Below are 20,481 nucleotides of genomic sequence, written 5' to 3' on the forward strand. Positions count from 1 at the left end.
GAGTGTGCCGCAAGACCCTCTCATCCCCACCCCCGAGTATCTCTCCCGCTTGAACCCGGAGCAGAGACGTGCCATCGAGACAACCGAAGGCCCGTTGCTGATTCTTGCCGGTGCAGGAACGGGAAAGACGCGCGTGTTGACGACGCGCTTTGCCCACCTCCTTCTGACCGGACGGGCTTACCCCAGTCAGATTCTGGCCGTGACATTCACCAACAAGGCTGCGCGTGAAATGCGCGAGCGTGTTGGTGCTCTTCTGGGGGAGCCTGCTGAAGGGCTCTGGCTTGGCACATTCCACGCCATTTGCGCGCGGATGCTGCGGCGTCATGCGGAATATGTGGGCCTGACGAGCGGATTCAATATTCTGGATACGGATGATCAGCTTCGTTTGTTGAAGCAGATCATGGAACCCTTCCGGCTGGATACGAAGCGTTGGCCGCCTAACCAGCTCATGGGCATCATCCAGCGCTGGAAAGATCGTGGCCTGACGCCGGATCGCGTGACGCCTGCCGAAGATACGGATTTTGCCAATGGGCAGGCCTTGGCCATCTATCGCGGATACCAGCAGCGGCTACGCGAACTGAATACCTGCGATTTCGGCGATCTGATGCTGCACATGGTGGAGATTCTGCGGTCCCAGCCGAATGTGCTGGCGCAGTATCATCGGATCTTCCGCTATATTCTGGTGGACGAGTATCAGGATACCAACACGATCCAGCATCTGTGGTTGCGTTTGCTAGCGAAGCGCGAGCAGGGTCCATCCAACATTGCCTGCGTGGGGGACGACGATCAGTCGATCTACTCCTGGCGCGGTGCCGAAGTTGAAAATATTCTCCGGTTTGAGAAGGATTTTCCCGGTGCCGCTGTTGTCCGGCTGGAGCAGAATTATCGTTCGACGGCGCAAATCCTGGCGGCGGCGGCGGGATTGATTGCTCACAATGAAGGACGGTTAGGCAAGACGCTCCGTCCCGGCCGCGAAGATGCGCAGGGCGAGAAGGTTCAGATTATCGGGGTTCGGGATTCCGATGAGGAGGCCCGGATTGTTGGTGGCGCGATTGAACGCCTTCATGCCGATGGTCATCCGCTGTCTGAAATGGCCATCCTGATGCGTGCAGGCTTCCAGACGCGGCCATTTGAAGAGCGCCTGATGACGATAGGCATACCCTATCGGATTGTTGGCGGTCTGCGGTTTTATGAACGCTCGGAAATCCGGGACTGTCTGGCTTACATGCGCGTTCTGTCGCAGCCTTCGGACGATCTGGCGTTCGAACGGATCATTAATGTTCCGAAGCGCGGCGTAGGGGCTGTGGCTGTGCAGAAGCTACATGGTGTAGCGCGCACCCTGCCCGGCCCGTTAACTGCTGGTGTTTTGACGCAGATTGAACAAGGTGCGCTCAAGGGAAAGTCCAAAGAGGCCCTGACCAGTCTGATGGAAGCGTTTCAGCGCGCGAAAGCGACGCTTGAGACGGAAGGTCAGGTGGTGGCTGTTGAGCAGCTTCTGGAAGACAGCGGCTATCTGCAAATGTGGCGTGATGACCGCTCTGTGGAAGCTCCGGGCCGACTTGATAACATCCGTGAGCTTTTGCGGGCGATTGGCGAGTTCGCGACGCTCGAAGGTTTTCTGGAACACGTCGCGCTTGTCATGGATACGGAAAGCGAGACGAGCGACGACAAAGTTAGCCTCATGACGTTGCACGGCTCCAAAGGGCTGGAGTTCGATACTGTGTTCCTTCCTGGGTGGGAGGAAGGCGTTTTCCCGTCTCAGCGGTCCCTGGACGAAGGCGGCAACCGGGCGCTGGAGGAAGAACGGCGTCTGGCTTATGTCGGGCTGACACGGGCAAGGCTTCGGGCGATCGTTGTTCATGCGGCCAGCCGCCGCATTTATGCGAACTGGCAAGCCTCGATGCCGAGCCGGTTTATTGAGGAAATTCCGTCCGAATACGTTCAGACGAGCGGGCAGTCTCTTGAGAGCCGGAGGCAGGCTGCGGCAGCGCCTTCCATGTTTGCATCCGGCCCGTTTACGAGTACGCGTCGTTCTTCAGGGGGGCCTCAGACCCCTCGCCCGCGCGTTACGGACGTGCAGCCGCAGGCGAATGTTCCGGTTGGCGCGACGGTTTTTCATCAGAAGTTTGGCGAAGGCACCGTGGTTGCGGTGGATGGCAGCCGACTGGAAATCAACTTTGAAAATGGCGGCATCAAGCGCGTCATGGCAAATTTCGTGGAGATCAGATCGTGATGGCACCCCGCAGCATTGGCCGACGCCATGCCAGTGCGCTTGAAACCCTGTCCATTACGGTAGAGGAGGAATTTGTTCCTCTTTTCGAGCAGGCCCTGATGTGTGTCTGTGAGACTGTCGGGATTTTTGAGGCTGATGATGCGCAGAAATACTGGCGCATCGAAGGTGTCAAAGACACTGGTTACAAGGAAGACGAGCTTGAAAGTGCGTTGTCCGTTGCGCGTCTTCTGACGGGCTGTGAGGCAGAACTGCTTCGTGAGGCAACGGAAGCCGAAGGCTGGCTGGCACGAACCTATGAATCCTTCCCGCAGCAGGACGTTGGCAAACGTTTTGCCATCCGAGGGACCCATCTGCATGGAGAGCCTGACCGCTCTCGCCTGACCATTACCCTTGATGCCGGTATTGCCTTTGGGTCGGGTGAACACGGATCAACGCGAGGATGCCTGCGAGCACTGGAAATGGTGGCATATCGCAAACCTCATCATATTCTGGATATGGGGTGTGGCTCGGGTATTCTGGCAATGGCTGCAGCGAAGCTGTTGCATCGCCCGGTTCTGGCTGTCGATATTGAGCCATGGTCTGTGCGGACAGCTAAAGCCAATGCCCGTCTGAACGGACAGGGCAACCTGCTGGACTGTCGCTTCGGAAATGGCTGGAACACGGCTCAGGTGCGCGTCAAGGCGCCGTATGATCTTGTGTTTGCCAATATCCTGGCGCGTCCCCTCTGCCGGATGGCGCAGTCTCTCGCCATCAATCTGGCACCGAACGGCACGGCCATTCTTGCTGGGCTGTTATACACACAGGCGAATATGGTTCTGGCTGCGCATCGCCGTCAGGGGCTGGTTCTTGAGCGTCTGTTGCGTGAAGGCGACTGGGCGACCCTGATTTTGCGTAAAAGAGGCTAAGATGTCTGTCGTAATCCGCGAGGTTCAGGAGGCCGACCTTCCCACAATTCTGCGGATTACGAACGATGCCATCGAGCGTACCGATGCACTCTGGATCAGCACGCCGTTCACGATGGAGCAGCGTCGAAAATGGGTTGCTGATCGACAGGCCCAGAATTTTCCGGTTTTCGTGGCCGTTGATGGCAATGGCGTGGTCTGTGGGTACGCATCCTATGGGCCGTTCCGGGCTTTCGAATGTTACGCAGGCACGGTCGAACACTCCGTATATGTTTCATCCGAGTGCCAGGGACGCGGACTAGGCAGGCTTTTGCTAAATCAGTTGATCCAGCACGCAAAACGGGCCGGATTTCATGTGATGGTGGCCGGGATTACGGCTGGCAACGAGGCCTCCATCGCGCTGCATCATCGCTTAGGCTTTCAAAATAACGGTATTTTGCCTCAGGTTGGACGAAAGGGTGGCCGTTGGCTGGATCTTTTGTTCATGACGCTCTGCCTTGAGGCTGTTTCCAAACCGGAAAAGGACTTTCCATGACCCTTTCCTCCATTCCGCTCAAAGAGCGCCCTACTCTTGTTCGCAAGGCGTGTGAGGCGCTGGGCGTTGCAGGTTTCATCATCCCGCGGGGGGATGAATATCTTGGGGAATATGTTGCCCCCTGCTCTGACCGTCTGGCCTGGCTGACTGGCTTTACGGGGAGCGCGGGTCTGGCGGTTATTCTTCAGGACGCTGCTGCCGTCTTCTCGGATGGACGATATACCGTTCAGATGGAGGAACAGGTTCCCCATGATCTCTGGGAGCGGCGACATGTGAGCATGGAGCCTGCGTCCGACTGGCTGGAAAAAAATGCGCAGGGTGCGCGCGTTGGATATGACCCGAAACTGGTTAGCCGTTCCATGCTGGCATCCTGGAGTGCTCCCGGGGTTGAACTGGTGCCGCTGGCATCTAACCCGATCGATCAGGCATGGCTCGACCGCCCTGCTGCGCCGGCTAATCCCGTCATTAATCACGGTGTGGAACTGGCGGGGGAAGCAAGCTCAAGTAAGCGCCATCGCCTCGCTGCCGGGGTACGGAAAGCTGGACAGGATGCTGTGGTGCTGGCGGACTGCACGTCTGTCGCCTGGCTCCTGAATATTCGCGGTAGTGATGTCCCGCTAACGCCTGTGGCCCATGGCTATGGCCTGCTGCATGCTGATGGTCAGGCAGAGCTGTTTGTGGACCCCGCCCGCCTTGAAAGCGGATTGGCTGCAGCGCTTGGTGAAGAGGTCACTGTTCAGGCACCAAGTGCATTGGAAAGACGCCTTGCTGCGCTGGGTGGCAAAGTCGTACGGCTTGATCCTGTGACGACGCCAGTCTGGTTCGAAACGACCCTGAAAGCCGCTGGCGCTTCGGTGGTTGATGGGAATGATCCCTGCACGCTTCCCAAGGCTGTCAAAAACCTGACCGAACAGGCTGGTGCACGTCAGGCGCACCAGCGCGACGGTATTGCGATGGCACGTTTCCTCCATTCCGTTTCGATGTCTGCTGCGGGACAACGGGAGACGGATCTTGTGGAGCGTCTTGGGATGTTCCGCCAACGCTCTGCCGACTATCGGGAACAGAGTTTTGATGCGATTTCGGCCTCGGGACCGAATGGGGCATATCCGCATTATCGTGCAGAAGTCGGGAAGGACCGCGTGCTTCCGGCCAATAGCGTTTATCTAATTGATAGTGGTGGACAGTATCCGTTCGGGACGACTGACATCACACGGACGCTCTGGGTTGGGCCGGAGTCAGCTCCTCAGGACGTCAAGGAAGCGTTCACGCGTGTTCTAAAGGGAAATATTGCGTTGTCGCGCGTGCGTTTCCCCTCGGGGACCACAGGGCATCGTCTGGATGTTCTGGCGCGTGCTGCTCTTTGGCAGGTTGGGCTGGATTATGATCATGGGACCGGACACGGCATTGGCAGTTATCTGTCCGTGCATGAGGGCCCGCAGAATATTTCCCCTGCGCCGCGTCCAACAGCCTTGGAAGCGGGGATGATTGTCTCCAATGAACCTGGGTATTACGAGCCCGGGGCTTATGGCATCCGAATTGAAAATCTGATGCTTGTTAAGCCTTCCTCCTATCAAGGGGCGAAGGGCGTATTTCTCGAATTTGAAATCCTGAGTTACACGCCGATTGATCGAGAGCTCATTGATGTGACGCTACTCGATGATGCTGAACTCGCATGGCTTAATGCGTATCACGCAGAGGTTTTGACGCGCGTAGGACCGGTTGTTGAGTCTGATGTGCAGGAGTGGCTTGAGAAGGTCTGTGCGCCGATGATGCGCGAAACGCCCGGTATTCAGTAAGCGTTTATTCATTTTTCCCGGTCATAAGGTTGGTATGACCGGGAAACTCCTGTTTTTTCTATTCTGCATAAGTGTTGCCACCTCATCGGCAGGCGCCAATGACTGGGATATGGCGCGGGCATGTAGCGAGGCCGTGTCTGTTGCAGAGCCACAGGCTGGTATTCCGAACGGTCTTTTGGGGGCTATCAGCCGTGTAGAGAGTGGTCGTCGTGACCCTTTATCGGGCCGGACGGTCGCTTGGCCATGGACTGTGAATGCTGCCGGAAAAGGATATTTTTATCCCTCAAAAGTCGAGGCTGTTGCTGCGGTCGAGGCATTTCAGAGTGCAGGTATCACATCGATTGACGTCGGTTGCATGCAGGTTAATCTTCATCACCACCCGAATGCATTTCTCTCGTTAGAAGAGGCTTTCGACCCCCTCACCAATGTCAGATATGGGGCTTCTTTTCTAAAGAATCTTTTTACGCAATTGCGTGGCTGGAGTGCGGCAACGGCTGCCTATCATTCTTTAACGCCCGCTTTGGGTGCGGAATATGAAGAGCATGTCATGGCAGTCTGGAATGGGAAGAATGACATTTACAGGCCGCCAGACTTCCTGCCTCAGGTAGTCATGACTGGTTCCGGTCTGCGGGTTATTGTGCCGCAGTCTGATGAACGAATAGCAGCCAATGTGCCAAGAAGTTCCTTGTCGGCGAGAACGACTACTTCTAGCAGCTTTCCGCCATCAACTGTGAGCCATACTGCTTACGCTCCTCCTCCGCGCATTATTCACCATGTGATAAGTAACGGAGGAGGAACTGAAAGCCATGGCCGCGATCTAATGTCTTATCGTGCAAGTCCAGTCAGGATGGCCTGGCGACAGAACTGACGTGGCTTATTACCTGCCGGGTGCTGTCCAGTTATTATGTTTGTATCCAGAATATGGACCTGGCGTGTCGCCCTGACGCCAATGGGTGCGATCAACACGATCGGAGTGATGGTCGTGGGCGCAGGATGTTAGCCCAAGGACCAACAGAACAGGCCCCAGAAGAAAGCGGAACCTCATAATTTCTCTCCACGATATAGCCAGCCTAGCAGCAGGAGGCTGACGACAACGCGTTAGAGGGGATCAATGTTGCGGGGAGAAACCTGTCAAAAGATGATAGAGATACAGCATAAGCCAGTAGAGTTCTTTCAGGAGCACCCAGAAAGCACGGAAGACCTCAAATGGATCAAAATTTGCGCTAACTGACAGATGGCTGTTCCTTCGGGCTTCAAAGTTGCTTTTCGATAAACGAAAAATATCTCCCTAAGAAGCCTGCGTATGATTTCAAAGCGTTCTGAAAGATTTCATGAACGTAACAACGGATTGAGATTTTTTGGAGGGCTTGAGGTCAGTAGCTACCCGATAGTCTTTTCCCGTTGCCTCGCTTCACATAGTGTTTGGAGTTTTGCTCAAAATGCCTTTTCGAGCAGTTGCTGCGCGCAGGCGAATTTCGCTACGGCATACAACTCAGGAGTAAATTCCCTGATATATCTAAACGGCATCAGGCCAGAATTATCTTGGCAATTCCTTATATTCAACCGCCCCAGAGGGCGGTTTTTTTATGTCTGGAGACTTGTATTCTATGCGTATTTTTAATCGCCTTGCAGCTCTTGGTCTTTCATTTTTCTTGATGGCTACCACGGTAGCATGTTCTACCAACGGCAATATCACCACGTTCGATACCGCGGCCCTCAATAAAGATGCCACGGCAATTGCCTATGCCGTACAGGTTATCGAAACGATGCCGGGTGTGGTTGATCACCTTTCGGCTGATGACAAGGCCAAGTTCGATAGTCTTGTTGCTCAGATCAAGAGTGTTACGGCCTCTATTGACGCCAGTTCGGACGGTGCCGTCACGGTTGATACTGGCAAAGACTGGGCTAAGTCCCTTGGGGCGGATCTGAATACGCTCTTGAGCCTCGCCAGCCCGATTGTACAAACTTATTATCCATCTGCCAGTTCATATATACAGACCGTTCAGTCTATGATCCCTCTGGTAGAAATGCTGGCTGGTCTGGTTGCAGCTCCGTATGAGAATATGTCCCCAGATAATGCGGATTCGATTAGGGCTCGTGTTTATCGCGGGGTTTGATCAGACATTTGAGGCCTACCATAAAGGAGAGCAGGCCTACCTGTTCTCTTTTATGGTTTTTGGAAATGCTGGCAAACTTATAAAGGCGCTGGTGAACCGGGCTATATGTTCACGATTTGCGATGTTTCGCGTTGGGTAGGGCGGCCGTTTTTATTATGGAGGCCAGCGCAGTTCCGGCAATGTGGCTTAGAGTGTTCTAGTCGATAAATGAGAGGCATGGAGCCTAATGAAAGAAAGCAAAGCCAATATTTCTGGTTTTCATCACGTAGCAATCATTGCTTCGGATTATCAGCGCTCCCGAGCTTTTTATGTCGATGTGTTGGGGGGCACTGTTGTTGCTGAAAATTTTCGGGAAGAGCGGAATTCTTGGAAATGCGATTTGCAGGTTGGTGATGCGCAAATCGAGCTCTTTTCTTTTCCGCACGCACCGCCAAGAGTTTCTCGTCCAGAAGCCTGTGGTCTGCGCCATCTTGCATTTCGTGTTCAAGATATTGCTGCGACTGTCGGACATTTGGAGAAGCATGGCGTTGCCTCCGAACCAATCCGAATGGACCCTTATACAGGGCGGCAGTTCACTTTTTTTGCCGACCCGGATGATCTTCCGCTCGAACTATACGAAATATAGTTGAATATGGGTTTTCTTAAGTTTTCAAATCCTGAAGAAGCCTTGTGTCATTTATTTAAAGCGAAATGAAACGAGAATGGCGCGAAATCTACTCATTTGGATGGCGTTACTGAGGTGCCTTGTCTCCACTGGGCACAAGGAATACATGCCGTGAATTCAGGTCGAATTAGGCTAGCCCTATATCAGTCAGGATAATGAGCACTAAGTATTTTTTTAGGGGAGATTTCTGACCGGATCGGGTGGTGGGCGCAACAGGGATTGAACCTGTGACCCCTACCATGTCAAGGTAGTGCTCTACCGCTGAGCTATGCGCCCCCGATCCGGTGAGGCGGTGTTTAGCTGTCTCGAATGGGCGTGACAACCCCCCTTTGAACAAAAAAATGCACTGAGGTTATGACCACCCCTACCCCCTATCCTGCTGTAATCATTCAAAAGCCTCAGAAAACGGCCATTCCTCTGGTGGTTTCCTCTCCGCATTCCGGGCAGAAATATTTTCAGGACTTTTTGCAGAGCAGTCGTCTCTCGTTATGGGAGCTGCAACAGACGGAAGATCGATTTGTCGATCAGTTGTTTGGGTGTGTTCCGGTCACGGGGGGCGCATTGCTTTCAACAGAATTTCCCCGGATCTGGTGTGACGTAAACCGGGACTGTCGAGAACTGGATTCGGGAATGTTCAAACCTCCCCTTCCTCCTTCTGGTCTTCTGCAGACTTCCAAAGTTCGTGCGGGTTTTGGTGTTATTCCCCGTTGTGCCACGCAGGGTCGGCCAATTTACACGCATTGCCTGCCATTGGATGAGGTCCAAAGGCGGCTGGTTACGTCTTGGGTGCCTTATCATGAGGCCCTGCATAATCTTTTGCGCGAAATGAAGGAGCAGTTTGGCTCGGTCATTCTTCTTGAGGCTCACTCCATGCCTCGCCTGCATCAGGCGAAAAGCTGCGACATGGTTTTGGGAGACTTGCATGGGAAATCCTGTTCCCCTGCCCTGACGGACTTTGTGGAGCAGTATCTTTCAGGGCAAGGTTATGCTGTTCGCAGAAATGTGCCCTATGCGGGTGGTTACATCACGCGGCATTACGGTCGGCCATCTGATGGAATCCATGTTCTTCAACTGGAAATCTGCCGATCCCGGTATTTGAATCCAGCGACGCTCCAGCCGTCGCGCGGTTTTGAGCAGGTTAAAGCGGATATGGAAGGTCTCGTTCGGGAATTGGCTGACTTCGTATGTCACTCTTTTGAGGCGGCCGAAGTAGAAGCAGCCGAATGATCCTAATGGCTTTTTTATGGTTTTCTGCTGAGAAACGCGGTCACTAAATTGTGCCCTGATTATTCTCCAAAACTATGCGCTAAGCTCCAGATTTTAAACTCGGGTTTGGGACATAGGCATGTTTCTGGGAATTGATGTCGGAACTTCCGGAATCAAGGTTCTGTTAGTGGACGAAAACCAGCAGGAAGTTGCGTCCCATACAGAGGGATTGACGGTTAGCCGGCTGCACGATGGCTGGAGTGAACAGAACCCTGAAGACTGGTGGACTGCGACCTGTCGCGGCATCGACGTTTTAAAGTCCAGAGTTCCGGACGCTGTTGCTGCGATCCGGGGAATTGGTCTTTCTGGCCAGCAGCATGGTGCGGTTTTACTGGATTCTGCGGGAGAGGTGCTGCGGCCTTGCATTCTATGGAATGATACCCGTGCAGAAGCTGAATGCGTCCTTTTTGAAGAGCGTTTCCCAGGGAGCAGGGAAATTACAGGCAATGTGGCAATGCCAGGCTTTACCGCTCCAAAAATTCTTTGGGTCGCACGACATGAACCTGAAATCTTCGAACGTCTTCAGCATGTTCTGCTACCCAAGGCCTGGTTGCGCTACAAAATGACGGGCCAGATGATTGAAGACATGTCTGATGCGTCAGGCACTCTCTGGCTGGACGTGGGAAAGCGTGAATGGTCAGTTGAGGCCTTGAAAGCAACGGGTCTGACGCGCGCGAACGTGCCGGAGCTCCGTGAAGGAACCGTGGCCGCGGGGTATCTGAACGACGAGCTAACAAAACGGTGGGGAATGGCCGCCTCTCCTGTCTTCGCTGGAAGCGCTGGCGATAATGCTGCGGGTGCTGTCGGGTTGGGTGCAATTCGCAATGGCGATGCGTTCATTTCGCTGGGAACGTCCGGTGTGGTTTGGGTCACGACCAACGTATTTCGTCCCGAGCACCAATCTGCCATCCATGCGTTCTGTCATGCGGTTCCTGAGACGTGGCATCAGATGGGTGTCACCCTCTCTGCTGCGGCCTCACTAGCCTGGTGGGCGAGAACATGCGGAATGAAGGAGGTTGATTTGCTGGCCGAACTGCCTGAAAAGCCTGCTCACCCTTCGCCTGTCTTGTTTGCGCCTTATCTCTCTGGCGAAAGAACGCCTCATAACGATGGTACTATTCGTGGGGCCTTTATCGGACTTTCACAAGATACAAGCCGTGCTGAACTGACCCAGGCTGTGCTGGAAGGAGTAGCATTCTCCTTTCGGGACGCTCTTGAGGGCCTGAAAGTGTCAGGATCTTCCATTCAGGAAGCTGATGTGATTGGCGGAGGTTCACGAAGCCCATTCTGGATTTCCATTCTGGCGTCCGTGTTGGGACTAAGGCTCCATTGTCTGGCACATGGTGAGCATGGTGGAGCATTCGGCGCCGCTAGGCTGGCTCGTATCGCGGCAACGGGTGAAAGCGTGGAGAGCGTTTGCACGTCTCCGGAGCGTGTTTCGGCGACAGACCCTGATTCACATCTTCAAAATGAGTATGCGACGGCATATCGCAGATACCGAAGGATATATCCTGCACTTCGTAATATTCAGGATGCGTGAATTAATTTTGGCGCTGCGAGAAGAAGAGGTTTTTTCTGCTGCAAACGCGTGATAGGGCCCATGTCTATGCAGACAAAACTTCCTTCCGTCTATCTTGCTGGGGATTTGGTCTTCCGACCTGAGGCCCTCTCCATATTTGAGCGTCTCAAAGCCATTTGCGCAGACTATGGGCTTGAAGGAGTTGCTCCGTTCGACGGGCAGGCAGAGGCTCGCCTGATGCCGCCAGGGCGGGAGACCATTCTGGCATTTGTTCGCGCTGACCGTGCCCTGATGGATCAGTGCGATGCAGGCTTGTTCTGTGTGGATCCTTTTCGCCGTGCGGCGGATATGGATCCAGGGACTGCCGTAGAGATCGGGTATATGCACGGTCTGGGGAAGCCGATGGAGGGCTATACGGTTGATGGACGGCTGTATCCCGAAAAAGTTGAAGCCTATTGGGGGAAATCCTGGAAACAGACACTTCGCCCACGGGTAGAGGATGGTGCGCCAGCATCAGGAAGTCAGGAAGATCCGGATGGAATGCTGGTTCATTCTGAAGGCCTTTTTCAGAATGGGATGGTCGATGGATTTATTGGTTTCTCGGGTGGAGAAATTTCTGTGGATCCAGATTTTTATGAAGCATTTCGAAAAGCAGCAAAACGTCTCTCAGAGCGCCTTGGGAGTTAAAGTGTATTCCACTCTTTGGTACAGGATCTGAACAGGCTCGCCAGCAGGCTTTAAGATCAAAAGCGGTGCGCCTATCATTCTGAGAGGTTACCGCCTTGCAATTTCACAGACTGACCATTGTCTGTTTCAGCATCCTATCCGGGTGTGCTTCTTCACCTCAGAAAGATGCCCGCGGGGATCTTTTGAAGCCTGTTCATTCTGCATCTCCAGAGAGTAATGCGATGAATGAGTTGAAGGATGGCAAAGTTCATGGCTCCATGTCGATGAGTACGGGTTTTGGAGCCGGTCGCGCCCCTAATGGAGTGGGGAACGCTGGGCCGTTGGGTGGCTGGTAAAAGACACAATTATTAAAAGTGATTTTGTTGTTTTTCTATTTCGGGAAACATGACAATTTGTGTTTGTAGGTCTTTATCAGGGTATTTACGTACGCCCATAAGCGCTTCTTAATGGTTTGGAAAACATGTTTGATGCAGACTTCAAGAGGTCGGCTTATTGTAAATCTGGGATAGTTTGATTTTTCATGCTTTTACGTCTGACAAAAAAATGTCCACCATTTCTTTTTGTCGGCGTCGTTGTATTTGTTGCAGCAACGATTGGCATATCTTCCCGCTACATCGGGCAGCTTGCCCAGATCTGGCCAGCAAACGCTTTGTTGCTCTGGCTGATGATCACTTACCCGCGCTTTAGCCAAAAAAGCTGCTGGATTAGCGCATCTGTCGGTTTTTTGCTTGCCGGGTGGATAATGTCGGATCCACTTTTCGTAAATATTTGGCTGGCCATGGCTAATCTAGCTGGCGTCAGTGTAGGGTATGCTCTGTTTCGACGATTGGAGCGACAAGAAAAAGAGCTGGATGGCCCTCAGTCTGTTCTTGCTTTGCTTCTCGTTTGTTCTGGTGCAGCCGGGGCGGCCGCGTTAGTAGGAACTGGAATAGCATTTTCCCTTCCCGGTAGTACGCCGTGGGGCCGTTTCATTCTGTGGTTCAGTAGCGAACTGAACCGATATCTCGTTTTGCTCCCTGTCTGTTTTGCAGGGAAAAAATGGTTTTCAGATCTCGTACATGCGGGCTGGCGCAGCGTCCTGTCAGCGCAAAGCTTCAATATTGCTCCGATTGTAAGTTTGGCAGCCTCAGTTGTTCTTGCGACCCTTACCGGAGGCCCCGGTGCTATTGCCTTTCCCGTCCCTGCCCTGCTGTGGTGTGCCCTCACTTATAGCGTGTTGCCAATGTGCCTTGTCGTTCTGATTTTCAACGTCACGGTGATGGGAATTGTAGAAGCTGGCCTGCTGAATTTTCATCAAACGAACGAGACTATTGGCGTCACTGTTTCTTTTCGGCTTGGGCTCTCTTTTTTAGTGCTTGGCCCACTGACAGTGGCCGCCATTATGAATACCCAGCGTGCTCTGGTCGCTCGGCTGAATCAGTCCATAACCTGGGATAGTTTGACGCACGTTCTGAGTCGCCAAGCTTATCTGGAGAGAAGTGCGGATCTGATAAAAAATGTTAGGGAAACGCGGAAGGATGAGGGCGTCGCCATACTGATGCTGGACCTCGATCGCTTCAAGGATATCAATGACACGTATGGCCATTTCACCGGAGACGCAGCACTTGTTGCTGTAAGTGCGGCTATTTCTGATGCTTTGTGTGCCGAGCAAATATTTGGTCGAGTGGGTGGAGAAGAATTCGCAATTACTATTGCTGCCATTGATGAAAACATGGTTCTCCATCTGGCTGAAAAAATCCGCCAGACCGTAGAGAATGTTTCGTGCTTTATCTCTGACGTAGGCTTGCAAATGACGGTGAGTATAGGCGTTGTTTATCGAAAGGAGGCGGACGTTATAGATTTTCAGTCTCTTCTGACGCAAGCCGATGCAGCTCTGTATGCGGCCAAGACTGCTGGCCGTAATTGTGTTGTGAAGTACTCGACTTTAAATGGAAATTGATTTTTTAACTGTTTTTAAAGTATTATTTTTTGAAATTTAAAAAATTTTTGTAAATTAACACTTGTTAAAAAGAAACCCAGCCGAAGCTGGGGTTCCAAATTACATGCCGCCGTTGGGACCGTTGCCGCCGCCCATTCCGCCGCCACGGCCTCCACCTTGGTTGTATCCACCACCGCCATTGCCGCCCGGCCCATTACCATAACTGCCTTGGCCGCCCCCGTGATGATGGCCACCACCATGACGGCCGCCCATACCATCAGGTCCGGGACCCCAGCAGGCTGACAGAGCAAGTGCCAAGCTGATGCCTGTACCAATTTTTACAATCTTGTTCATAGGTTCCTCCTGACGCCATTAACGCACGAACTTTGGAGCAGAGGGATGGCGAACTTGAAACAAAAAGAAACTGAGGCACTGCCTTTATCATGCTGAATCTATTGAAATAGATAGGCTTCTTGTATGTATGGACAAACGTCTAATGCTATTTTCTTGGATAGCTACATAAAATGGCCTTATGAAATTCTTCTAAATCACTTTGCTCGGATTAAAGGAGGATTTTCCAACTTTAAATGCTCGCAAAAAGCCCTCTATATCGTCGTTCATCAAGAGTTTCATTCTTGTTCGGATAACGTCTTCAGGCCAATCCCACCACGCAATTTCCAAAAGCTGTTCTATTACTTCTTCAGGAAATCGATATTTTATAACACGTGCCGGGTTTCCCCCAACAATGGCGTAGGGGGGAACATTTTTGGTCACCACTGCAGCAGTGGCAACGATTGCACCAGAACCAATGGTGACACCGGACATTATATTAGCGCGCGCTCCAACCCAAACATCATTTCCAATAATGATATCTCCTTTTGTGGAGTGGTCATCAACTGCATCGGCAGCTTCTGGCCATGAAAATGAAATATCTTTGAATGGATATGTAGTAATAGTATCGTATCTATGATTTCCTAAAATCATTAAAACTTCACTGGCGATGGAGCAATATTTTCCTACGTGAAGTCTGGCATATTTTTCCTCTATAATTATAGGAGACCCTTTGGCTCCATATGAATGCTCGCCAATTTCCCACCCCCATTCTTCAATCTCATATGCGAGAGAATGCCGGAGGAGTAGTGAGAAGATATTGTTACGGCGTAGCATGGATTTTTGTTCCTCCGGGTAAGAGTTTACAAAACCTATAATCGTCTTTCTATCGTCTCACAGATATCTTTTTACTGAGAAATTGGAATGATCTCAATTGTGCAAATGGGGCATCTAATTCTGAATGTTTCACCACGTGTTGAGTATCGAGATGATTGAGAAGAGCTTTTAATCGGATGACATGAAGTTCATTATGTCGCGCATTCATCGTGCGACGATGACATCCCCGCGAGAAGCGGGGCATGGGCAGCAAGCCTTCGGGATATAAATTCGGTGAACAATCGCACGCGTTTTGTCTTGCGTGCCTCTCCTTGTGTCAGAAGCCACAGTGCTCCGTGCCCGTACAACTCGGTGTTAGGAACCCTGACGAGCGAGGGGTCCACATCCCCCACGAAGCATGGGAGTTTCGTCATCCCAATCCCCTGCTGAACTGCAACAATTTGCGTTTCTGCATCCGGAGTTCTGAACAAAGCCCCAGTGGTACGCACCTCTCCCTCGCGCGCCCACCCCGGTTGCCCTTCGGTGTTTGCGACGATTCAGCGCATGGGGGGCGGCCTATCAGAGCGCCACGCCACCAGAAGATCGCGAGACATGTAGATACCGCTGGATACAACAGGGCCGATCAGACCGTGAAGATTAAGTGGCAACGTGTCACGGTTCAGCACGATGCGGATGGCGACATCGGCGTCCCGGTTGGTCAGATTCGCGACTGCACCTGTTGGGACGACATTCATCTCGATGTCCGGATGCAATCGTGAAAACTCGGCGAGATCCGGCATCAGGAGATGTGTCGCCAGAAACGGCGGCAACGTCACGCGTAAGAGGCCTCGTACGGTCTGATCACGTCCCAGAACGCGCGTCTCGAGTTGATGAGATGATGCCTCCATCTGGGCTGCAAACTCGATGATTTCCCGACCGGCCAAAGTCAGGCGGTAGCCTGCAGGCAGCTTTTCGAATATTTGCGCCCCAAGGCGTTCTTCAAGCTGGGCGATGCGGCGCAGTACCGTCGAGTGATTAACCTTCAGACAGTTGGCTGCAGATCGCACGGAAACACCCCGTGCTACCGCAAGAAAGTAACGAACGTCATCCCAGTCAATCATGGTGCACTCGGGCACCACGAAGCGGCTCTTTCAAAACCATATTCGACATTTTTTTCTCCTGACCATCATTTGACCTTAGCGGCCCCAGACAGCCGTCGCTGGGTCTTTCGCGAGTAAGGTCTAGGGACTCGATTTGCGTCAAACGGAAGTCCGGATCGATTTTGCACCACCAATATGCACGGTTGCGCACTCACAGGTCCATGAACAGCAGCCCAATTTGAGTGGCACGGGGCAGTCCCGGACAACCAAAGACAAAGTGGAAAAAACTCATGGGAAAGCTTGAAGGTAAGGTCGCCGTCATCACAGGTGGATCAAGCGGCATGGCGCTGGCGAGCGCACAACTGTTTTGTTGAAGAAGGCGCCTATGTTTTTATCACGGGCCGAAGGCAGGAGACCCTGGACGAGGCTGTTAGGCAGATCGGCCGAAACGTGACGGGCGTACGTGGAGATGCCGCCACTCTTGATGACCTTGACCGTCTCTTTGAGACGGTCAAACGCGAAAAAGGCACGATCGACATCCTTTACGCCAGTGCAGGTACTGGTGAAGCCCTCCCATTGGGCGAGATTACCGAGCAGCACTTCGATACGACTTTTAACCTGAATGTGCGTGGCACGCTGTTCACGGTGCAGAAAGCGTTACTGCTCTTCAATGACGGTGGGTCGATCTTTATGACCGGGTCCGTTGCGGCGCTCAAAGGTTTTTCTGGCTACAGCGTGTACGCGGCGAGCAAGGCCACGCTGCATGCCTTTGCGCTCGGGTGGCTCAATGACTTAAAGGGCTGGAATATCCGTGTGAACGTGTTGCATCCGGGGCCAATCGCCACGGCAATGCAGGATCAGGTTCTGACCCCGGAAGCCAAACAGATGTTCGAATCCCTGATTCCGCGCGGAACGATGGGTCGTCCTGAGGAAATTGCCGCTGCTGCGCTGTTTCTCGCTTCAAAGGATTCAAGCTTCGTGAGCGGTATGGAGTTCTGTGTCGACGGTGGTTTCTCGGCCATCTGAGCTACGAACCGGAGGGTGGAGCGTGTTCGCTACTGAACATTTTCCAGTCTCCAAGATTATCGTCGCGAATAAAAATTGGACACATGATAATGAGCTACGCCATCATCGGGTTTGGCAGGATTGGCCAAGCCCTTGCCCATGCTTTCGCCCGTAAAAACATCACCGTGGCTGTCGCAAGTCGTCAGTCGCCTGAAGTACTGGCCCCCCTCGCCCAAGCAATTGGTTCTACGGTCGTCGCCTCCTCGCTACAGAATGCGCTGCAAGCCGAAACTATTATTCTCGCAATTCCGTTTGAGCAGCATGGTGAAGTGGCGAAGAGCCTTCCAAATTGGGAGGGTAAAACGGTCATCGACGCGATGAACTCGTTGGCACCTCTTGGCGAGATGGACGGCCTCCTGTCATCCGTTTACGCCATGAAGGCCTTTGCAGGTGCAAGGTTTGTAAAAGATTTCAACCATCTGATTGCTGCCACCCTGGCGACTGATCCGTGCGTCGAGGGCAGCCATCGGGTTGTCTTTTTGTCTAGCGACGAGGAAGATGCGATCGCGCCTGTCGCGACTTTGGCCAAGTATCTCGGGTTTGCTCCCATTAATCTGGGGAAGCTTAACGAAGGTGGCGCGTTGGTCCATGCACGTGGGCGCATCTGGGGGCCGCTCATTTTCCAGGATGTGTTCAAGAAAAAGCAGTAACTGAGGCCCGGTGGGTAAGATACGCTCGACCCGCCGCCTCTATCACAATGATAATAAAGGCGGCTTCTAAAGTGCGCAAAAGTACACGCATTTATTTATTTCTGTTCTGAAGGTGCAGAGCGAACCCTGTGACGCCCGGCTCTTCAAGATTAGGCAGAAGTTGCATCGTGGGGATCTGATAGTCGCCGCCGTTCTGCTGCCGATAGGCGATAGGAGGCGTCTCGGTCAGAGCACTCATCCGCATTCGGAGGTCTCTTTCCAAGAGAGCAAATTTCGCATCGTCAGTGCGATCGGCACGATAGGCCACGAACGGCGGTAGCACTGTAAAGCCCGGGTAGAACAGAATGCCGTGGTGGATCGGGAATAATAAATCGTTGATCGGACCGTTGATTCCACGTGCAGAGTAATGCTCCGGCCAGCCGCCGGTGGTGACGATGAGCATGGCGCGCTTTCCGGCCATGACGCCTTCGCCATAACGGTCCCCCCAGCGACTGTCGCTGTGTTCCCCAACCCCATATGCGAAGCCGCAGGCATACACCCGATCCACCCACCCCTTAAGAATTGCGGGCATCGTGAACCACCACAGAGGAAACTGAAGTATCACGGTATCAGCCCAGAGCAGCTTCTCCTGTTCTGCTTTGACGTCGTCCGTGAGTGTACGGGCTGTGAACTCCTTTGATGACTCTGCCGCAACTTTCAGGCGGTCCGTGGTTTTGAGCCCCGGAAAATCGTCACGGTCGACGGTTGCTTTCCAGTTCATGGCATAGAGGTCCGAGACCTGAACCTGGTGGCCTTGGGCATGCAGTGCGCTGACAGCGACATCCAGCAGGGCACCGTTCAGCGACTGCCTCTCAGGATGGGCGAACACAATCAAAACATTCATGAGTGTTTTCTCGCTCGATAGAGAATTGAAACGCCCACTCAGAATAGGAGACCGGATATTGTTCCTCTATAGATATGGTATGAATAGGACTATGCCATTTTATGGAACAATCTGACATCACACTCGATCGAATGCGGACCTTCGTACGGATTGCGGAACGGGGAAACCTGACAGCTGTTGCGCGAGAGTTCGGTCATGGCCAGTCAACCATCACACGGCATCTCCATGAACTGGAACAGGCGCTTGGTGTGTCCCTTTTTACCCGGACGACGCGACGTGTGGCGCTGACCGATGAAGGTCTGCGCTACTATGAGCATTGCCTGAAAATTTTATGTCTCGTGGAGCAGGCCACTCAGGAGATGCGGGAAACGCGCCAGGCAACAGCTGGCACAATCCGGATATCATGCACGGCAGCTTTGGGAGTCTTTCATATCAGCCAACTGATCTTCGCTTTTCAGGACAAGCATCCGGGTATCCGTGTTGAATTCAACTTGAACGACGAACGGATCGATCTCGTACAAGAAGGCGTCGATATTGCTCTCCGGCTCGGTCCTCTGACGGATAGCGCGATGAAACTGCGCGCCCTCGGGGAAAGCCATCGTGTATTGGTCGCCTCACCTGCGTGGTTGGCGGATCATGGCAGGCCTCAAGTGCCAGAGGATCTTGTCGGTCTGGAAGGAATTCGGCTTTCACGGGTGCAAGGCTCTGACAGGCTTGTTCTTCATGGCCCTGACGGCAAACGCTCAACCTTGCCATTTAGAGGGCGTTTGACTGTCGATCACGGGCTTGCAGCACGAGAGGCATTTCTGGCCGGCCGCGGATTTGGTCCTGCACATCGTTGGCTGGTGGAAGATTGTCTCGCTGACGGGCGACTTGAGCGCGTCCTGCCAGACTACGAACTGACGTCTTCTCCGCTTAGCATGTTGATCTCTCCAGAACGGGCAAGCCTGAACCGGGTCAGACTCTGCGTGGATTTTCTAGCCGAAAGGATCGCGAAAATTCCAGGGATCGTTCGATGATCTGTACGATGAAAAAATCATGGCCCGCTTGCGGAGCGCCAGAATAATAAAAGATTTTCGTAAAGGAAGGCGGCTTAGCTTTCAGCTAAACCGTGACACGTCCAAAGCGTGCCTGATGCTTTCTATGACCGAGATGTGACTGTCGCCTATACTTGTCCACATTGCTGATCAGAAAGACCGTCTGGCAAGGATAGGGGCCGGACAGATATTGGATTTATATTCTCCAAGTCGGAAATACCCCTGTAGTAGTTAATACATTAATCACGTGTATTTTTTCTATTTCTCTTCAAAGTAACTACCATTCTATCTTGCGTTGTCTTTATAGATAATAGAGAAAATTGTGTCAGACGAGTTAACATCGAATTGGATGGTAAAATATATACAGGTATATGCTCTAGAATAGCACTTATGGCCGTTTCTCCTGTACCCATCAAGATCTTCTCAAGAGTGGCACGATAGCCGCTGATTAATATATCAGCTTTCTCTTCAACGTTAAGAGCCTTAATTGCCCCGTGCAAAGCCGATGCCCAAGTATTTTGCGTAGGTGCTTTTTTTTCTGAAGAATTCAAAGTAATTTTACCGATGATAATTTTTTCAATTGCAAACCCAGAAAGGTAAAATTTAGCATCACGATATAATAAAGATGCTGATAGCTGGAAGTCGGTTTCCGCTGTGAATATATTTTTATCTGCGCTTACTGCAGTCGAGATATGTACGCGGTTGTTTTCCATCAATGAAATTAAAACCTCAGATATTTGGAGATCGAAACCTCCCACCTCGGTTGCAATTGGCAATGCTGCATTGACAGATTTTTGGATTGCAAAAGCAGGAATTGAAATAGAAAACTGCCGTTGATAGATCCATTTCCAAATGAGGATTGCAATGCCTAATGTGCTAGCAATTACAATAATCAAAAACATCAACATGTTATTAAAATTTAGCACTTAAAGAGTCCATTTTTGGTTGTAACCGCCATTGGTT

General features: G+C 52.3%; 19 protein-coding genes, 1 tRNA gene and 1 pseudogene. 14 read left to right on the forward strand and 7 right to left on the reverse strand.

What is annotated here, in order from left to right; genetic code table 11:
* Window positions 1–4: 4 nt before the first annotated feature.
* The 5 genes from GCE01_RS08685 to GCE01_RS08705 are packed head-to-tail and all read left to right on the forward strand — an operon-like array spanning window position 5 to window position 6,334.
* Window positions 5–2,233 (forward strand): ATP-dependent helicase, encoded by a 2,229-nt coding sequence (locus GCE01_RS08685; RefSeq protein WP_099212475.1) that lies wholly within the window; start codon window positions 5–7, stop codon window positions 2,231–2,233.
* Window positions 2,233–3,138: a 50S ribosomal protein L11 methyltransferase gene (locus GCE01_RS08690; protein WP_046901543.1), complete on the forward strand. Its 906-nt coding sequence runs from the start codon at window positions 2,233–2,235 to the stop codon at window positions 3,136–3,138. Before GCE01_RS08685 ends, GCE01_RS08690 begins: the two co-directional genes overlap by 1 nt.
* A gap of 1 nt (window position 3,139) precedes the next feature.
* Entirely contained in the window at window positions 3,140–3,670 is a 531-nt protein-coding gene (locus GCE01_RS08695; protein WP_099212477.1) for a GNAT family N-acetyltransferase, read from the forward strand.
* Entirely contained in the window at window positions 3,667–5,466 is a 1,800-nt protein-coding gene (locus GCE01_RS08700) for an aminopeptidase P family protein (protein WP_099212479.1), read from the forward strand. The genes GCE01_RS08695 and GCE01_RS08700 overlap by 4 nt, the downstream gene beginning before the upstream one ends.
* 34 nt (window positions 5,467–5,500) lie before the next feature.
* On the forward strand, window positions 5,501–6,334 hold the full coding sequence (locus tag GCE01_RS08705) for a transglycosylase SLT domain-containing protein (protein WP_099212481.1): 834 nt from the start codon (window positions 5,501–5,503) through the stop codon (window positions 6,332–6,334).
* Window positions 6,335–6,343: 9 nt separating this feature from the next.
* Here the strand turns inward: GCE01_RS08705 and GCE01_RS16860 are convergent, their stop codons facing one another.
* Window positions 6,344–6,511: a hypothetical protein gene (locus GCE01_RS16860; protein ID WP_167386141.1), complete on the reverse strand. Its 168-nt coding sequence runs from the start codon at window positions 6,509–6,511 to the stop codon at window positions 6,344–6,346.
* Between the two features lie 562 nt (window positions 6,512–7,073).
* Between GCE01_RS16860 and GCE01_RS08710 the strand changes: the two genes are divergently transcribed.
* Together GCE01_RS08710 and gloA2 are read left to right on the forward strand one after the other, a co-directional pair.
* Complete coding sequence (locus GCE01_RS08710; protein ID WP_099212483.1) at window positions 7,074–7,583, forward strand: hypothetical protein; 510 nt, start codon at window positions 7,074–7,076, stop codon at window positions 7,581–7,583.
* Window positions 7,584–7,809: 226 nt separating this feature from the next.
* Complete coding sequence (gloA2, locus tag GCE01_RS08715; protein WP_174694824.1) at window positions 7,810–8,208, forward strand: SMU1112c/YaeR family gloxylase I-like metalloprotein; 399 nt, start codon at window positions 7,810–7,812, stop codon at window positions 8,206–8,208.
* A gap of 240 nt (window positions 8,209–8,448) precedes the next feature.
* Here the strand turns inward: gloA2 and GCE01_RS08720 are convergent.
* A tRNA-Val gene (locus GCE01_RS08720) sits at window positions 8,449–8,523 on the reverse strand.
* Between the two features lie 78 nt (window positions 8,524–8,601).
* On the opposite strand from GCE01_RS08720, the gene GCE01_RS08725 reads away from it, so the two are divergent.
* From GCE01_RS08725 to GCE01_RS08745, 4 genes are all read left to right on the forward strand, one after another.
* Window positions 8,602–9,474 (forward strand): N-formylglutamate amidohydrolase, encoded by an 873-nt coding sequence (locus GCE01_RS08725; RefSeq protein ID WP_099212485.1) that lies wholly within the window; start codon window positions 8,602–8,604, stop codon window positions 9,472–9,474.
* Between the two features lie 118 nt (window positions 9,475–9,592).
* On the forward strand, window positions 9,593–11,053 hold the full coding sequence (xylB, locus tag GCE01_RS08730) for a xylulokinase (protein ID WP_099212487.1): 1,461 nt from the start codon (window positions 9,593–9,595) through the stop codon (window positions 11,051–11,053).
* A gap of 66 nt (window positions 11,054–11,119) precedes the next feature.
* The gene (locus GCE01_RS08735; protein WP_064275402.1) at window positions 11,120–11,719 is read left to right on the forward strand and encodes a nucleoside 2-deoxyribosyltransferase; all 600 of its coding nucleotides are present in this window, start codon (window positions 11,120–11,122) and stop codon (window positions 11,717–11,719) included.
* 742 nt (window positions 11,720–12,461) lie between these two features.
* A complete protein-coding gene (locus GCE01_RS08745; RefSeq protein WP_244591138.1) occupies window positions 12,462–13,658 on the forward strand; it encodes a sensor domain-containing diguanylate cyclase in 1,197 nt (398 codons plus the stop codon).
* Between the two features lie 99 nt (window positions 13,659–13,757).
* Here GCE01_RS08745 and GCE01_RS08750 read toward each other — a convergent pair whose 3' ends face one another.
* The 3 genes from GCE01_RS08750 to GCE01_RS17130 all read right to left on the reverse strand — a co-directional run bounded on the left by GCE01_RS08750 (window position 13,758) and on the right by GCE01_RS17130 (window position 15,922).
* A complete protein-coding gene (locus tag GCE01_RS08750) occupies window positions 13,758–13,991 on the reverse strand; it encodes a hypothetical protein (protein WP_174694825.1) in 234 nt (77 codons plus the stop codon).
* 189 nt (window positions 13,992–14,180) lie between these two features.
* On the reverse strand, window positions 14,181–14,804 hold the full coding sequence (locus tag GCE01_RS08755; protein WP_099212492.1) for a CatB-related O-acetyltransferase: 624 nt from the start codon (window positions 14,802–14,804) through the stop codon (window positions 14,181–14,183).
* Window positions 14,805–15,340: 536 nt separating this feature from the next.
* Window positions 15,341–15,922 (reverse strand): LysR family transcriptional regulator, encoded by a 582-nt coding sequence (locus tag GCE01_RS17130; protein ID WP_244591139.1) that lies wholly within the window; start codon window positions 15,920–15,922, stop codon window positions 15,341–15,343.
* Between the two features lie 251 nt (window positions 15,923–16,173).
* On the opposite strand from GCE01_RS17130, the pseudogene GCE01_RS08765 reads away from it, so the two are divergent.
* Together GCE01_RS08765 and GCE01_RS08770 are read left to right on the forward strand one after the other, a co-directional pair.
* Window positions 16,174–16,909: pseudogene (locus GCE01_RS08765) on the forward strand (SDR family NAD(P)-dependent oxidoreductase).
* Between the two features lie 89 nt (window positions 16,910–16,998).
* Window positions 16,999–17,598 (forward strand): NADPH-dependent F420 reductase, encoded by a 600-nt coding sequence (locus GCE01_RS08770; RefSeq protein ID WP_099212494.1) that lies wholly within the window; start codon window positions 16,999–17,001, stop codon window positions 17,596–17,598.
* Window positions 17,599–17,689: 91 nt separating this feature from the next.
* Here the strand turns inward: GCE01_RS08770 and GCE01_RS08775 are convergent, their stop codons facing one another.
* A complete protein-coding gene (locus tag GCE01_RS08775; RefSeq protein WP_099212496.1) occupies window positions 17,690–18,481 on the reverse strand; it encodes an NAD(P)H-dependent oxidoreductase in 792 nt (263 codons plus the stop codon).
* A 101-nt stretch (window positions 18,482–18,582) separates the two neighbouring features.
* Between GCE01_RS08775 and GCE01_RS08780 the strand changes: the two genes are divergently transcribed.
* Complete coding sequence (locus GCE01_RS08780) at window positions 18,583–19,500, forward strand: LysR family transcriptional regulator (RefSeq protein WP_099212499.1); 918 nt, start codon at window positions 18,583–18,585, stop codon at window positions 19,498–19,500.
* 257 nt (window positions 19,501–19,757) lie between these two features.
* Here the strand turns inward: GCE01_RS08780 and GCE01_RS08785 are convergent, their stop codons facing one another.
* Window positions 19,758–20,444: a hypothetical protein gene (locus tag GCE01_RS08785; protein ID WP_145995782.1), complete on the reverse strand. Its 687-nt coding sequence runs from the start codon at window positions 20,442–20,444 to the stop codon at window positions 19,758–19,760.
* Window positions 20,445–20,481: the final 37 nt, after the last annotated feature.

The organism is Gluconobacter cerinus (assembly GCF_002723935.1).
Classification (GTDB): domain Bacteria; phylum Pseudomonadota; class Alphaproteobacteria; order Acetobacterales; family Acetobacteraceae; genus Gluconobacter; species Gluconobacter cerinus.